The sequence below is a fragment of the Thalassospira tepidiphila MCCC 1A03514 genome (genome assembly GCF_001662875.1).
GTDB classification, from domain to species: domain Bacteria; phylum Pseudomonadota; class Alphaproteobacteria; order Rhodospirillales; family Thalassospiraceae; genus Thalassospira; species Thalassospira tepidiphila.
In genome coordinates this window covers 304,023-318,188 of sequence record NZ_JPVZ01000004.1, presented here as the reverse complement: position 1 = coordinate 318,188, position 14,166 = coordinate 304,023, and the positions used below count along the sequence as shown (strand labels likewise).

Sequence of the window (14,166 nt, the reverse complement as noted above, 5' to 3'; positions counted from 1 at the left end):
CTGACTACCCAGATTAGCCCTTCAAAGCCTTCAGCATGGTCGAGCCGAGGCTTGCCGGGGAATCGGCAACAAGAACGCCAGCACTGCGCATGGCTTCCATTTTCGCATCGGCCGTACCTTTGCCACCGGAAATGATCGCACCGGCATGGCCCATGCGTTTACCCGGAGGTGCGGTAACACCGGCGATGAAGCCGGCAACCGGTTTCTTGACTTTGGAAGCCTGCAGGAATTCACATGCTTCTTCCTCGGCCGAGCCGCCGATTTCACCGATCATGATGATGCCTTCGGTTTCCGGATCCTTCAGGAACAGGTCGAGGCAGTCGATGAAGTTGGTGCCGTTGACCGGGTCACCACCAATACCGATACAGGTCGACTGACCAAGGCCAGCGGCCGTGGTCTGTGCAACTGCTTCGTAGGTGAGCGTACCGGAACGCGAAACGATACCGATTTTACCGCGGCGGTGAATGTGACCCGGCATGATGCCGATCTTGCATTCGTCCGGGGTAATGATACCCGGGCAGTTCGGGCCGATCAGGCGGGTCGACGAACCGTCGAGTGCGCGCTTGACGCGGACCATGTCAGCAACCGGAATACCTTCGGTGATGCAGACAGCCAGTTCGACTTTGGCGTCGATGGCTTCAAGAATTGCGTCTGCTGCGAAGGGCGGCGGAACATAGATAACCGAGGCATTGGCGCCGGTGACATGTACCGCTTCTTCAACAGTGTTGAAAACCGGCAGGTCAAGGTGCTTGGTGCCGCCTTTACCCGGGGTAACACCGCCAACCATTTTGGTGCCGTATGCCAGTGCCTGTTCGCTGTGGAAAGTACCCTGCGAACCAGTGAAACCCTGGCAGATAACTTTGGTGTTTTTATCGACGAGAACAGCCATAGTTACGCGGCCTCCTTCACAGCTTTGACCACCTTCTCGGCGGCATCGGCAAGGTTGTCAGCCGAAACAATCGGCAGACCCGATTCTTCGAGGATCTTCTTGCCAAGTTCGACATTGGTACCTTCAAGGCGAACGACCAGCGGGACGTTCAGGCTGACTTCGCGGGCTGCTGCCACAACGCCGTCTGCAATCACGTCACAGCGCATGATGCCACCAAAGATGTTGACCAGGATGCCTTCGACATTCGGATCCGACAGGATCAGCTTGAAGGCGGTGGTCACGCGTTCTTTGGTTGCGCCGCCACCAACGTCAAGGAAGTTAGCCGGTGCGCCACCATAAAGCTTGATGATGTCCATGGTTGCCATGGCAAGGCCTGCGCCGTTGACCATGCAGCCGATGGTGCCATCGAGCTTGATGTAGTTGAGGCTGTGTTTTGCAGCTTCGAGTTCGGCCGGGTTTTCTTCGTCTTCGTCACGCAGTTCTTCGATGTCCGGATGACGGAACAGCGCGTTGTCGTCGAAGTTCATTTTGCAATCAAGCGCAATGATGTCGCCGTCACCGGTAACAACCAGCGGGTTGATTTCAACCATGGCAGCATCGGTATCGAGGAAGCACTGGTACATCGCGGTCATGAACTTGACAGCTTTGGAAACCTGCTTGCCTTCGAGGCCGAGTGCAAACGCCAGTTTGCGACCGTGGAAGCCAGAGAAACCAGCCGCCGGATCGATCTCGACAGTGACGATCTTTTCCGGGGTTGCTTCTGCAACTTCTTCGATGTCCATGCCGCCTTCGGTCGACGCCATGAAGATCACGCGCGAGCAAGCGCGGTCGACGAGAACCGAAAGATACAGTTCGCGTGCGATATCGCAGCCTTCTTCGATGTAAACGCGTTTGACTTCTTTGCCATCCGGGCCGGTCTGGTGGGTAACCAGCGTGGAGCCGAGCATCTGTTCGGCATTGGTGCCGACTTCTTCCGGGCTCTTGACGACGCGAACGCCGCCTTTGTCACCTGCCTTGGCTTCCTTGAAGGTGCCTTTACCGCGGCCACCTGCATGGATCTGGGATTTTACCACGTAAACCGGGCCAGCCTGGGACTGGGCAGCTTCGATGGCTTCCTGAGCGGTATATGCAACCTTGCCGTTCGGCACGGTCACACCGTATTTGCGAAGAATTTCTTTCGCCTGGTACTCATGAATATTCATGTTCGGTCGCTTTCTTGCCTTCCGTACGATTTCCGGTGGGTCAGAAATCTGGATTTCAATGTCCCTGTAACGAGCGGGAGGGACTTTGTTAAGAGGCCGCGATCATTGAAGTTTGAATAACAACAATGATTGAAAAACGGGCCGGTCACTGACCAGCCCGTTTCGCGTTCTTAGAGCATGCCCTTTGCAGCTTCGACGAGGCCGCGAACAGCGTTCACGGAATTGTCGAAGTTTGCTTTTTCGGACTCATCAAGATTGATCTCGACGATGCGTTCTACACCGTTGGCACCCAGAACAACCGGGACACCAACGTAAAGACCGTCAACACCGTATTCGCCGCTCAGGTAAGCAGCAACCGGCATGACGCGCTTCTGGTCTTTGAGGTAGCTTTCCGCCATCGCGATTGCCGAAGCAGCCGGGGCGTAGAAAGCAGAACCGGTTTTGAGCAGGGCAACGATTTCGGCGCCACCGTCACGGGTGCGCTGCACGATCTCGTCGATTTTTTCCTGCGTGGTCCAGCCCATTTTGATCAGATCCGGAACCGGGATACCGGCAACGGTCGAATAACGGATCGACGGGACCATGGTATCGCCGTGGCCGCCAAGGACAAAGGCGGTAACGTCTTTGACCGAGACGTTGAATTCTTCTGCGAGGAAGTAACGGAAGCGGGCCGAGTCCAGAACGCCAGCCATGCCGACAACCTTCTTCGGATCGAAGCCGGTTGCCTGCTGCATCACCCAAACCATCGCATCAAGCGGGTTGGTAATGACGATGACGAATGCGTTCGGAGCGTGTTCCTTGATGCCCTGACCAACCTGGGTCATGACTTTGGTGTTGATACCAATCAGGTCATCGCGGCTCATGCCCGGCTTGCGAGCAACACCGGCGGTGACGATGACGACATCAGCGCCTGCGATGTCTTTGTAGTCACTGGTACCCTTGAGGTCGGCATCAAACATGTCGACGGGGGAGGATTCAGCAATGTCGAGCGACTTGCCCTGTGGCATGCCATCAACGATGTCGAAAAGGACGACGTCGCCAAGCTCTTTGAGACCGACGAGGTGAGCAAGCGTGCCACCAATATTGCCGGCACCGACGAGCGCGATCTTGTTGCGGGCCATTCCGTTACCTTCTTCCCTATTGCGCTTCCTGGGGGTCGAAACTCAACTTGGGAGCGCGATTGAAAATTTAAACCTGCGAACGCGAAATAATCGTTCGTAAACACCGAGTGTCGTAAACTGAATCGCCACGAATGACAAGGGGAAACCCCACTGTTTTTACGAGGAAAACCGCCGCTTCGCGGTTTATTGCAACTATGGTCTAAACGCTTAAAAACCATTCACGTTGCAGATGCGAACATGGGCTAATGCGCAGCAAAACCAAAGCTGGTTTACGATTGCGGCCTGCCTAAATGAAAGGCAGTGCGCCCCTTTGCTGCGAATTCGTGCGTATGAACAGGATTACACTGGCGCAGCATTGCAGGAAACGGCCATCAGCCATGCGGTCGGGACGGGGGCGTGAAATCCAATATATGACGATTTTTGCGTGAAGCATCGTTTCCCCTGCGTCAAACGCAAGAATCGCGCGATGATAAGCGCTCATATGGCGAATAATTGCGACGATTTTAAAGTGACGTGTATGGAGTCGTTTTCCACAGGCTGCGCTATCGCTGGCAGCGCGTCCAAAAAAGGCATGTCACAGCTGCGATCATAGCTGCCGTTTTGATCCGCCATTCTAGCGTTTTGAAAGCCGTCAGGTCAGGTGCGCCATATCGAGATATTCCTGACTGCGCATTTCGGTCATGCGCGACACTGTACGCTGGAATTCGAATGAGTAATCACCGTCGGTGTAGATCTCGGTCGGGTCACACTCAATCGCACAGATCAGCTTGGTTTTGTGTTCGTACATCGCATCAACAAGGGTACCGAACCGTTTGGCCCAGTCGCGGCGCGAGTCCGGCAGTTTCGGGATAAAGTCGATGACGATGGTGTGGAAATGCGTCGCCAGTGCGATGTAATCCCCCGGTCCCAACGGACGGGTACAGAGTTCTTCAAAGCTGAACTTGGCAACCCCGGCACCGGCAGCACTGATTTCGATCTTGCGTCCCTTGACGGTCAGGCTGTCGGGCGCGACGCGTGCGCCTTCGGTCAGGGTGGCAAACATCTCGTCAATCCGCTTGGATGCCTGTTCGCGGGATATAGGATACAGGAATACCTCGGCGGCCGTCAGATTGCGCATGCGGTAATCGGTTGGGCTCGCCAGTTCCAGCACATCAAGCTTCTGCTTGATCATGTCGATGAAGGGCAGGAAGTTCTGGCGTTGCAGGCCATCCTTATACAGGTCATCCGGCACGCGGTTCGATGTCGTGACAATCACAACCCCATGATCAAACAACTGTTCAAACAGGCGGCCGAGGATCATGGCATCGGTGATGTCGGTTACCTGCATCTCGTCAAAGCACAGCAACCAGGCATCGTTTGCAAGGTCCTTGGCAATCGGCGGGATCGGATCGGCATCATCTTTTTTCTTGGTCTGGCGATAGCGGTGCATGCGTTCATGCACATCCTGCATGAAGTCATGGAAATGGACGCGACGCTTTTTTTCAATGTCGATGGTTTCATAGAACAGATCCATCAACATGGATTTGCCGCGACCAACCTCGCCATAAATGTAAAGTCCTGATGGCGGGGTTGGTTCATCGCGCCGACGGGTCAGGCCAAACCGTTCGCGCCAGCCACCTGTGCCGGTCGACGGCTCATAGTTGATCAGCGCGTTTTTCAGGCTTTGGAGTTTTTCCGCACAGAGTTCCTGCATCGGATCGTGGGACAGCTCACCAGCGGTGATTTTCGCGCGATAACGTGAAAGCGGGCCGTCGGTCATCAACAAATCTCGAATGCAGTGAAAGGAATTAGGACTGTGAGATTGTCATAGCTCCAAGTTGCATCGCATTGCAACAAGACGGTTTGCATTGCTGCTATCAGATCAGGCGCATCTTTTTAAACAGCCAGATTTCAAACGCGGTAATTACCGCCAGAATGATCGACACCCCAAGGAACCCATACGGGCTGTCAGTTGCCGGAACGCCGCCGACATTGATGCCCAGAAGGCCGGTGACGAAACTGATCGGCAGGAACAGACCGGCAATCACCGTAAGCCAGTACATCGTGCGGTTCATCTGTTCGCTTTCGAGCGCCATCAGGTTTTCATTCACGATCTGAATGCGTTCGCGCAGGGAATCAAATTCCTCGACCAGGCGGACGGTTTTATCGGTCAATGCGCGGGCGCGGCGTTTGAACCGCTTGTCAGACCAGGCCGGTTTTTGTTCGACATAATGCGCCAGCGCATCGCGTTGCGGTCCCAGATGCCGGCGCAGACGCGACAGCCGATGACGGATGTCCGATCCGCGTTTGCGCAGTGCAAGGGTTTTGCCCTCGGCCACGGTTTCCTGATCGTCCTCGATCGCCTCGACATCTTCTTCCATGCCGCGCACGACATTCTCGACCCGAAAGGCAAGCCGTTCGGCCACGGTCAGGACGAAATCATCAACGCTGTTGGGGGCCTTGTGGTCGGCAATGGCGGCCCGCATGTCATCAAACGCCTTGAGCGGCTGGTTGCGCAGCGTGATCACCATGTTGTTTGTGACCCAGAAACGCACTGAAATCATATCGGCCGGATCATTTTCCGCGTTCAGGTTCACCCCGCGCAGATTAAGCGAATAGCCCGGATCATAGAAAAATACCGCCGGACGCGTGCCGCGGGTCGAAAGCGTGTCGGTGATAGTTGCATCAATGCCGGCAACCGTGATCAGCCAGTCGCGCACCCCGTCGCCCATCCAGTCCAGATGCACCCAAAGATAATTTCCCTCTGCAATCGGTGGCAGGCCCGATTGCAGGGCGTCCCATCCAACCGGTTGTGCGGTGCCATCCGGGGCAATTTCAAAGGCATTGATCAGCGCGGTTTTGCTCATCGCAGGGCTCCTTGGCTGACTGCGTTCATGCAGGTCAGGGACGGGGTCATCATCACGTCACAATGACAACGGAACGAAACGTTAGATGATTCGTTACTGTTCTCAGTGTAGGGTTCGGTTCTGTGACCAAGTATCAGGCCAACCTGTTTACAAAACGCGAAAAACACTCAAGAAACGGAAGCCGGGCAGCGCTTCGGGCATCAATATGGATCATCAGGCATGACATCAGTTCGTCAGGTAATCGCAAGTCTTGCAATCTGTCTGTTTGCAATGACGGTATCTTTCGGTTTGGCAGCACAGCCCAACGAACCGCGCCCTGACTCTGTGCAGAAGATCGAACTGGAAAATGCCCAGAACCGCATTGCGGACTGGGAAGCGACGCTTGATGCGATTGAAGAATCGATTTCCGGCGAAGAAATTTCCGGGCGCGTGATCTCCGATGGCCGCGACCGGATCGAAACCATCCAGCTTGCGATTAACGAGCTGCGCGGTCGGGCCGATGAACGTTTGCAGCGGTTTGAAGCTGCCCTTGGCAAACTTGGCGAGCCCCCGGCAGAGGGCGAGGAAGAAGTCCCCGAGGTCGCTCGTGAACGTGATCGTATCGGACAGGACATCGCGCGCGTTGGCGGTGTGCTCAAACAGCTTGAATTGGTCAATTTCCGTGCAAGCGAGCTGTCTGACCAGTTGTCCGGTCTGGCGCGTGAACGCTTTACCCGGCGCGTTCTGGGCCGGGTGGATGTGCCGTTTGATCCGGTTGTCTGGTTTGAGGCCTGGCGGGAAATCGTCAAGCTGCCCAGCATGGTACAGGCGCGCTATTCCAACCTTGAACTTGAAGGGGACGTCGCCGACCAGTTGTCCGAGGTCGCCCCGGGTCTGGTTTTCCTGACCTTCATTGTGATCGCCGCACTGATTGGCGGCGAGGTGGTCGTGCTGCGATATATGCCTGCGCGTTGGAACACTGTGCCTGACGAAGACCGCGTATCATTGATATCGGGAACGCGGTTCCTGTTTACCGCCTTGGTGCCGGGCATCGCCCTTTTGATCGCCTATGGAATACTTGAATCGCGCGATGCGCTTCTGAGCGGTGCGATGGGTGATTTTGTTCTGCAATGCTTTGCGGCTGCCTTGTTCCTGTTGTTTGTCGGGGCCGCGGTACGCAGTGTGCATTCACCGTTTGCGCCGTCCTTGCGGCGTTCCGGCACAACGCCAAGGGGTGCCCGGGTTGTCGGGTTCTGTTCGTTGGCAGTGGCGGTGATTTTTGCCTTTGACATGGTGCTGTTGCAAGGTGCTACGACCCTTGGGACGTCGCTTGATATCGCGCTTGTGCAAAGCATCTCGAACGTGCTGGTGATTTCGGTTTTGCTGTTTGTCTGTTCACTCGGTGTGTTCTGGCAGCATGACGAACGCGACCGTCACGAAATCTGGTCAAAGATCGAACGCCGGTCGCGCCGTGGCCTCAAGGTCATCGCGATCATGATGCCGGTGCTGATGCTGCTGGGTTATGTCGCCCTGGCACGCTTCATCCTTGAGAACCTGATGATGGCGCTGGCGTTTTTGACCTGTTACTGGCTGCTGCGCGGTTATTGCCGGGCTTTGATGCATACCTATCTGGTGCGCCCGGAAAGCAGCGAGGACAGCAATGTCAGCGATGCGGTGCATGGCACGCTTTATTTCTGGCTGCGGGTTCTGATCGATGTGGTGATGTTTTCCATCGCCGTGCCGGTCGCGGTGATGATCTTTACCGACATTGCCTGGGCTGATCTTATTCTGGCAGTTCAGCAGGCATTTATCGGCATTCAGGTTGGCGGCATTCATTTCTCGCTGCGCTCCATCATGCTGGCAGCCTTGATGTTTGTCATCGTGCTCGCGGTGATGCGCTTCTTCCAGCGCATGCTGAGCACGCGGGTGCTGCCCAACACCAAGCTTGATCAGGGGCTGCAACATTCGGTTTCGGCGATCTTTGGTTATGCCGGGATCTGCCTTGCCATCTTGCTTGCGGTTTCGGCCGCCGGGCTTGATTTGTCCAATCTTGCCATCATCGCCGGTGCCATTTCGGTCGGTATCGGTTTTGGCATGCAAAGCATTGTGAACAACTTTGTGTCGGGTCTGATCCTTTTGGTCGAACGCCCGATCAAGGTCGGTGACTGGATCGTCGTTGGCGCCGATCAGGGCTTTGTAAAGGACATCCGGGTCCGCGCGACCGAGATCGAAACCTTTGACCGGTCTTCGGTCGTCATCCCCAACTCCGAACTGATTTCCAACCGGGTTCTGAACTGGACGCTCAAGGAGCGTTCGGGGCGCGGCATCATCAAGATTGGTGTGTCTTACGGATCGGATGTCGACAAGGTTCGCGAGATCCTGTTGGAAATGGCCGACAAGCGCCGCGAGATTTTGACCTATCCGGCACCGCAGGTGGTGTTCATGGATTTCGGCGCCAGTTCGCTTGATTTCGAACTGCGCTATTTCCTGCGCGATATTGGCGATGTGATTGCTGTGGCAAGCTCGATCCGCTTTGAACTTGTCCAGCGCTTCCGCGATGAGGGCATCGAAATTCCGTTCCCGCAGCGTGACCTGAACCTGCGCGATATCGACAAGCTGACCGATGCCATCCGCGACGCTGGCAAGGGGGCGCCGAAAAAGATCGAGAAGGCCGAGCCTGAGGAACCCAAAACGTCGGAAGACAAAGCAGAAGATGCGTCCTCAGACACCGACGATAGCGGTGCGGATCAAAAGGCCGCACCACCGTCTGCGACCAAGGATGTTTCGCGCGATCGCGATGCGCCTGGCCGTGAAATTCCCGATGCAGGCGGCAGTCCTGATGGGGATGCGCCGCGCTAGGGCATGTGTTCCATCTGCTGTTTTAATCTGCCTGTCTCTATTGGGCTTTGTGGGTTTGTCCGGTGAAAAATTCTTCAAGCTCGGCAAAGCCCATGGCCTGATCGGAAAATCCGAATGTGCCGGTATCGATTATTTCACGCGATGCTTTGACAAAGGCGCCATAGGCAAGGCGGGCAAGTGCTGATCCGACGCTGATCCTTTTTGCGCCCGCGTCCGCCAGTTCAGTCAGGCTGAAGGTGTTTCCGGGCATGCCCATAACGACATTCACCGGTTTGCTCAGCGACGCGCAAACCGTGCGGATCGTCTTAAGATCATACAAGCCCGGCGCATAAAGAACATCCGCCCCTGCCTTTTCAAAGGCCTGAAGGCGCTTGATCGTGTCGTCAAGGTCTGGGCGTCCCCACAGGAAGTTCTCGCACCGCGCGGTCAGGACAAAATCATGGGGCAAGGTTGATCGGGCTTCGACAGCAGCCTGAATGCGTTCAACAGCAAGCGAAAAATCATAGATCGGATTTGCCCGGTCCCCCGTGTGATCTTCAAGCGAACAGCCCGCCAGGCCGATTGACGCTGCGACCGCAATCGTTTCTGCCGAGCTTTCCGGACTATCGCCCATCCCTTTTTCAAGATCGGCCGTAACGGGAAGTGGCGTGGCCGAAACCAGTGCCTGACAATGCTTGAACGTGTTTTCGGGTGATGTCTTGCCCTCTGCAACGCCAAGGGAAAATGCCATGCCCGCACTTGTCGTTGCCAAGGCGCGAAAACCGAGTGCGGCAAGAATTCTGGCAGTTCCGATATCCCATGGATTGGGAATGATGAATGCACCGGGTTCTTCGTGAAGCGCCCGAAACAATGCCCCTTTGTCCTGCGTCATGTTCTGATCCCTTTGTGCAAAATCGCAAATCCTGTTTAACACAAAATAATAGAACATAACAAGAACATTTGTCGCGAAAGTTGCAGCCGCAAGGTATCGCGTGCTGAAGACATAGCGTTGATCGGATGATCAAATATCGAAAAGGGCAGCAGTGATCTTTTGCCCCATCGGGGCCATCAGGTGGCGTTCACGCGGCGACAGCCATCTGAGTTCGGCGATCTCGCGTTCAGGTGCAAGGGTTCCGCAATAATAGCCGGTAAAACAGGTCATGCGCACAATCGACCCTTCGGGCAGGTTGTGGCCCTGTCCGGCAAACGTGCCCAACTGGCGGAGCGTGCCGGGGATCAGATCGACACCGAGTTCTTCCTTGATTTCGCGTTTGATGGCTTCGCGTGCGGTTTCGCCGGGATCAATCTTGCCGCCGGGCAAATAGAACCGGTCGCGGCCGTGGCTGCGAACCGACAGGATGTTTTCGCCGTCGCGCAAGATCCAGTTGGCGGTTTCGATCACCTTGATCAAGGCTGGGTCTGTGGTGCTATGACTGCTTGCGCGCATGTGGCCTCACAGGATTGCGACATCAAGTCCGATATCAACGGCCGGTGCGGATTGGGTAATCCGCCCGACGGACACATAATCGACCCCGGTTGCGGCAATTGCACCGATGGTCTGAAGGTTTACACCCCCGGATGCCTCAGTCTTGCAGCGACCAGCGACAATGGCAACCGCTTCGCGCAACATATCAGGGCCCATGTTATCAAGCAGGATGATGTCTGCTCCGGCTTCAGTCGCTTCTTTGACCTGATCAAGGGTGTCACATTCGACCTCGATCTTGGGCAAGTTGGCAGCCCGGGCGGCCTCAACGCATTTGGTGATCGATCCGACGACGCCAATATGGTTGTCCTTGATCATCACCCCGTCATAAAGACCCATGCGGTGGTTCTGAGCCCCGCCCATGCGGGTTGCGTATTTTTCCAGTTTGCGCCAACCCGGCAGGGTCTTGCGGGTATCAAGCAGTTTGGCGTTTGTTTCGCCCATCGCCGCGACATAGCTGCGCGTGGTGGTGGCAATGCCCGACAGATGTTGAAGCGTATTAAGGGCTGTACGTTCAGCCGTCAGGATGCCGCGCGCATTGCCTTCGACCACGGCCAGAACGTCTTTGGCCTTGATCGCATCGCCATCTTCGCAGTGCTTTTCGATCTTCGCATTCGGGACCAGCTTGCGGAAACAATCAAGGGCAATATCAAGCCCGGCCACAACGATATCCTCGCGGGTTTCAAGCGCGACGCGCAGGCGCGCATCGGCGGGGATGACATTGTCCGATGTGATGTCACCCGTGCCGATATCCTCGGCAAAGGAACGATCAATGAATTCCGCGATTTCGGCTTGGGTCAGGACGGTCATGATGGCGGGCTGCTTTGAATTCTGATGGGGAATGGCAAACAGCCCCGCAAAATTTGCGGGGCTGTGAGGTTGGCTGGCTTAAGCCGCGTCGTCCTTTTTGACCGGAATGTTCTTTGACATTTCCAGCATGCGTTCAAGCGGCTTGACCGCTGCGACGCGCAGGTCTTCGGGCATGACAATCTGCGGGCCGTTATTGACCAGGCACAGATACAGCTTTTCAAGCGTATTGAGTTCCATGAACGGGCAGTTATTGCACGCACATGACCCGTCCGCACCCGGCACCGGAATGAATTCCTTGTGCGGGGCTGCTTTTTCCATCTGGTGGATGATGTGCGGTTCGGTCGCGATCAGGTATTTCTGATCCGGGCCGTTAATCACATATTCCAGAATCGCACGGGTCGAGCCGATGTGATCAGCATGTTTCAGAATACCCTCATGGCATTCCGGGTGGGCTGCGATCTTGGCATCCGGGTTCTGGGTTTTCAGGCGGATCAGTTCACGTTCGGAAAACTGTTCATGCACGATGCACGAGCCGTTCCAAAGCGTCATGTCGCGACCGGTTTTCTTGGCAAGATAGGAACCAAGATGGCGGTCAGGTGCCCAAAGGATCGGCTTGTCGAGCGGGATCTGATCAATGATCTCGGCCGCATTCGACGAGGTCACGATAATATCGGACGCTGCCTTCACCTCGGCCGAGCAGTTGATATAGGTGATCGACACATGATCCGGGTGCTGTTCGCGGAACTTGCGGAACGGTTCGGGCTGACACGAATCTTCGAGCGAGCAACCCGCCTTGGAATCCGGCAGCAGAACAGTCTTGTTCGGGCTGAGGATTTTGGCAACCTCAGCCATGAAGCGCACGCCACAGAACACGATGACATCGGCATCGGTTTCGGCCGCCTTGCGCGACAGGTCCAGACTATCGCCAACAAAGTCTGCAAGGTCCTGAATTTCCCCATCCTGATAGTAATGGGCCAGAATGATCGCGTTCTTTTCCTTTTTCAGGCGCTGAATCTCAGCTTCCAGATCAAGGGTGGGATCAATCTGCATTTCCGACATTGCGTCAGCAGAAGCCTCGGCAATGGTGATCATTTCATTCATGGCGTCGTCTCATCTCGCCTGTTTGCAAGCCGGAGATAAGTCGCGGGGCCCGGCATTGCAAGTTAATGACAGTTTGAAACCTGAATATCGCCATTGCGACGGGATGGCAAGGAATAGGCGGCATACGTCCGATATTGATTGGGGCTGACGGCTGCTGAGCCAGAAAATGGAACGGAATTATCTGAATTAATAAATAAATCCGGTGTCTTTGATCGACGAATTAAATTTTACCATTTTGTTTGAGCGTATAAATAAAAAATAATTACGTTGTAAATTAACCAAAAATATTCATATGCTTGATGCTGCAAATATTTTTTGATTCTCAAATTTCCAATATTTTATTGGCCTGGGCATTTTTGTCCGTTGTTAATCCGAAAACTTTGATCTGTCTGTAATCCGAGTCAGTGTCCGACGGCGGGAATGGTCCCGATCGTTTGGCCTGTCCAACGCGCATTCCGGCGCAAGGAGCCTTTTTTGACCAATCGTACCACTTCGAGAATTCTGAATTTCACACGTCCGTTCAGCATGCGTGGCCTTGCAGAAGTCCTTCCGGCCGGATCCTACAAGGTGATTACCGAAGAAACCCAGGATGAAAAACTGACATACCCGACATGGCAGTGGGTTTCGACGCAGATTCACCTCAATACGAATTCTGACCGTCCGGACACTTCACGTGTTCTCAGTGTTGAGCCCCGCGATCTTGAAGTCGCATATCTCCGCGATCAGAAAACCATGGATGCCCGCCCGCAAGTGGCCTTCTCGGCGCGCAAATCAAACAACCGTGCCAAACGCGCATCCTAGCGCTGCACGCTGCCGATAGTCCTGGTCAGAGCAATCTGACCAGACGGCACTTTCATCTGAAAATCCCATATATTCCCGTTCAGTAGCCGATCTTCCGAATGCCAACCGCTGTTTCATGACAGGGTTGCAGAATGGGAAGTTTGCCTTGGCCCCAGATGCGCCCATAACATCCATAACGCATAAACATGAGAGTCTTTGCTATGGATTGGGTCCCGATCGCCTTTGGCACGTTTAAAGCTGCCGCACTGCTGACCGCGATGTGCTTCGCCATCAAATGGCATTACGACCAGGGCCAAAAGTACGGCAGGCAAGCCGTGCTGCGCGCCAGCGCCAAAGTAACCGGCCTTTTCGTGCTCGCCCTTCTGGTTGTCGGCGGCATCACGCTTGCGCTCGCAGAAATGCTTGGGCTTAGCCTAAGTTATTAAGAAAGTAGGTCGAAGACGCTTTGGCCGTTTAGAAAACTTTAGAATAATACTTAATCATTTATTCTCTCTTTGAGAATTTTCTCAAGCCGTCCAGTCTTTGTTTCAGAAAAGTTTATACTATTAGTATCGAGGTAATTAATAAGATGATCTGGGAATTCGCGGTCTAGAAGGTGTAATTCTAGCATGTCGGCTCGTGAGTCCCAAAACATAGAAAGCCGAGTCAAGTATTTGACTGTGGAGAAAGAGAAATATAAGAACATTATTGGCAGAGCGAGTGCGGCAAACCTAACTAAAAGTTTTGATAATACGTCATAGATATGTGCGCTTCCTGCGCTTGTACTAATATCCCCCGTCTTAACATTAATATCTATTGCTTCTAGTGCTTTAGGATCTAAATCGTCTGCCGAAGATCCCGGAAATATCAAGCTGCCAATAGTGGTTGACCCAGTGTCACCACCAAACCTCTCAATTGCCGTATATGACAAGTAAACCATTGATAAGATTGTCAACATCCCAAGTGTTATTGTTATTTGTTTGGTGTGTCTCGACCGTTTACGTATTTTCTCAATAACTTGCGACATTGGATGCGCCTGATTAGCGGAGCTAAAACTTCAATGAAAGTTTGTGCTTTATTGGTCCATCTCAACTATAGGCAGATTTTGTCAGGGTTG

13 protein-coding genes are annotated in these 14,166 nt (G+C 54.4%); 3 read left to right on the top strand and 10 right to left on the bottom strand.

Annotation, left to right across the window (positions count from 1 at the left end):
- Window positions 1-13 precede the first annotated feature (13 nt).
- From sucD to TH4_RS11705, 5 genes are all read right to left on the bottom strand, one after another.
- The gene (gene sucD / locus TH4_RS11725) at window positions 14-889 is read right to left on the bottom strand and encodes a succinate--CoA ligase subunit alpha (protein ID WP_008889739.1); all 876 of its coding nucleotides are present in this window, start codon (window positions 887-889) and stop codon (window positions 14-16) included.
- Window positions 890-891: 2 nt separating this feature from the next.
- The gene (gene sucC / locus TH4_RS11720; protein WP_255356213.1) at window positions 892-2,121 is read right to left on the bottom strand and encodes an ADP-forming succinate--CoA ligase subunit beta; all 1,230 of its coding nucleotides are present in this window, start codon (window positions 2,119-2,121) and stop codon (window positions 892-894) included.
- A gap of 140 nt (window positions 2,122-2,261) precedes the next feature.
- Window positions 2,262-3,212 carry a malate dehydrogenase gene (mdh, locus tag TH4_RS11715; RefSeq protein ID WP_008889741.1) on the bottom strand — a complete coding sequence of 317 codons (951 nt, stop codon included), beginning with the start codon at window positions 3,210-3,212 and terminating at the stop codon, window positions 2,262-2,264.
- 631 nt (window positions 3,213-3,843) lie between these two features.
- A complete protein-coding gene (gene zapE / locus TH4_RS11710) occupies window positions 3,844-4,971 on the bottom strand; it encodes a cell division protein ZapE (RefSeq protein ID WP_064781230.1) in 1,128 nt (375 codons plus the stop codon).
- 97 nt (window positions 4,972-5,068) lie between these two features.
- Window positions 5,069-6,058, bottom strand: coding sequence for a CorA family divalent cation transporter (locus TH4_RS11705; protein WP_064781229.1), 990 nt, complete (start codon window positions 6,056-6,058; stop codon window positions 5,069-5,071).
- Between the two features lie 219 nt (window positions 6,059-6,277).
- Between TH4_RS11705 and TH4_RS11700 the strand changes: the two genes are divergently transcribed.
- Window positions 6,278-8,896 (top strand): DUF3772 domain-containing protein, encoded by a 2,619-nt coding sequence (locus tag TH4_RS11700; RefSeq protein ID WP_064781228.1) that lies wholly within the window; start codon window positions 6,278-6,280, stop codon window positions 8,894-8,896.
- A gap of 37 nt (window positions 8,897-8,933) precedes the next feature.
- Here the strand turns inward: TH4_RS11700 and TH4_RS11695 are convergent, their stop codons facing one another.
- From TH4_RS11695 to nadA, 4 genes are all read right to left on the bottom strand, one after another.
- Window positions 8,934-9,767, bottom strand: a complete 834-nt coding sequence (locus TH4_RS11695; RefSeq protein WP_064781227.1) for an isocitrate lyase/PEP mutase family protein — start codon at window positions 9,765-9,767, stop codon at window positions 8,934-8,936.
- A 129-nt stretch (window positions 9,768-9,896) separates the two neighbouring features.
- The gene (locus tag TH4_RS11690; RefSeq protein WP_051007597.1) at window positions 9,897-10,322 is read right to left on the bottom strand and encodes an NUDIX hydrolase; all 426 of its coding nucleotides are present in this window, start codon (window positions 10,320-10,322) and stop codon (window positions 9,897-9,899) included.
- A gap of 6 nt (window positions 10,323-10,328) precedes the next feature.
- On the bottom strand, window positions 10,329-11,168 hold the full coding sequence (nadC, locus tag TH4_RS11685) for a carboxylating nicotinate-nucleotide diphosphorylase (RefSeq protein WP_064781226.1): 840 nt from the start codon (window positions 11,166-11,168) through the stop codon (window positions 10,329-10,331).
- A gap of 78 nt (window positions 11,169-11,246) precedes the next feature.
- The gene (gene nadA / locus TH4_RS11680) at window positions 11,247-12,269 is read right to left on the bottom strand and encodes a quinolinate synthase NadA (RefSeq protein WP_064781225.1); all 1,023 of its coding nucleotides are present in this window, start codon (window positions 12,267-12,269) and stop codon (window positions 11,247-11,249) included.
- 474 nt (window positions 12,270-12,743) lie between these two features.
- On the opposite strand from nadA, the gene TH4_RS11675 reads away from it, so the two are divergent.
- Together TH4_RS11675 and TH4_RS11670 are read left to right on the top strand one after the other, a co-directional pair.
- Window positions 12,744-13,070 (top strand): hypothetical protein, encoded by a 327-nt coding sequence (locus tag TH4_RS11675; protein ID WP_008889749.1) that lies wholly within the window; start codon window positions 12,744-12,746, stop codon window positions 13,068-13,070.
- A 200-nt stretch (window positions 13,071-13,270) separates the two neighbouring features.
- Entirely contained in the window at window positions 13,271-13,495 is a 225-nt protein-coding gene (locus tag TH4_RS11670) for a hypothetical protein (protein ID WP_064781224.1), read from the top strand.
- 50 nt (window positions 13,496-13,545) lie between these two features.
- On the opposite strand, the gene TH4_RS11665 is transcribed toward TH4_RS11670, so the two are convergent.
- Window positions 13,546-14,076, bottom strand: a complete 531-nt coding sequence (locus TH4_RS11665; protein ID WP_064781223.1) for a hypothetical protein — start codon at window positions 14,074-14,076, stop codon at window positions 13,546-13,548.
- Window positions 14,077-14,166: the final 90 nt, after the last annotated feature.

Bases quoted from the DNA above. Each gene is read 5' to 3' on its own strand.
- sucD (WP_008889739.1), bottom strand. From the start codon at position 889: ATGGCTGTTCTCGTCGATAAAAACACCAAAGTTATCTGCCAGGGTTTC.
- mdh (WP_008889741.1), bottom strand. From the start codon at position 3,212: ATGGCCCGCAACAAGATCGCGCTCGTCGGTGCCGGCAATATTGGTGGC.
- zapE (WP_064781230.1), bottom strand. From the start codon at position 4,971: ATGACCGACGGCCCGCTTTCACGTTATCGCGCGAAAATCACCGCTGGT.
- TH4_RS11705 (WP_064781229.1), bottom strand. From the start codon at position 6,058: ATGAGCAAAACCGCGCTGATCAATGCCTTTGAAATTGCCCCGGATGGC.
- TH4_RS11700 (WP_064781228.1), top strand. From the start codon at position 6,278: ATGACATCAGTTCGTCAGGTAATCGCAAGTCTTGCAATCTGTCTGTTT.
- TH4_RS11695 (WP_064781227.1), bottom strand. From the start codon at position 9,767: ATGACGCAGGACAAAGGGGCATTGTTTCGGGCGCTTCACGAAGAACCC.
- TH4_RS11690 (WP_051007597.1), bottom strand. From the start codon at position 10,322: ATGCGCGCAAGCAGTCATAGCACCACAGACCCAGCCTTGATCAAGGTG.
- nadC (WP_064781226.1), bottom strand. From the start codon at position 11,168: ATGACCGTCCTGACCCAAGCCGAAATCGCGGAATTCATTGATCGTTCC.
- nadA (WP_064781225.1), bottom strand. From the start codon at position 12,269: ATGAATGAAATGATCACCATTGCCGAGGCTTCTGCTGACGCAATGTCG.
- TH4_RS11670 (WP_064781224.1), top strand. From the start codon at position 13,271: ATGGATTGGGTCCCGATCGCCTTTGGCACGTTTAAAGCTGCCGCACTG.
- TH4_RS11665 (WP_064781223.1), bottom strand. From the start codon at position 14,076: ATGTCGCAAGTTATTGAGAAAATACGTAAACGGTCGAGACACACCAAA.